At 58.1% G+C, this 332-nt stretch carries 1 pseudogene; it reads left to right on the top strand.

What is annotated here, in order from left to right:
• Window positions 1-332: pseudogene (rlmL, locus tag V5P19_RS23170) on the top strand (23S rRNA (guanine(2445)-N(2))/(guanine(2069)-N(7))-methyltransferase); the annotation flags it as partial.

Raw genomic sequence — 332 nt, 5'->3', positions numbered from 1 at the left:
ACGTCTGGCTGCATAAAGAAACCGCCAGTATCGCTCTTGATCTGAGTGGTGATGGTTTACATCTGCGTGGCTATCGCGATCGTGCTGGTATTGCGCCGATCAAAGAAACCCTGGCAGCCGCTATTGTGATGCGATCCGGCTGGCAGCCAGGAACACCGCTGCTCGATCCGATGTGTGGTTCCGGTACGTTGCTGATTGAAGCAGCGATGCTGGCGACCGATCGCGCACCAGGCTTGCACCGTGGGCGTTGGGGCTTTAGCGGCTGGGCGCAGCATGATGAAGCTATCTGGCAGGAAGTGAAAGCGGAAGCGCAAACTCGCGCCCGTAAAGGC

It is taken from the genome of Enterobacter sp. UNJFSC 003, from assembly GCF_036903355.1.
Taxonomy (GTDB): Bacteria; Pseudomonadota; Gammaproteobacteria; order Enterobacterales; family Enterobacteriaceae; genus Enterobacter.
The sequence above is the reverse complement of the archived record's forward strand: the minus strand, read 5'-3'. Positions and strand labels throughout refer to the sequence as shown.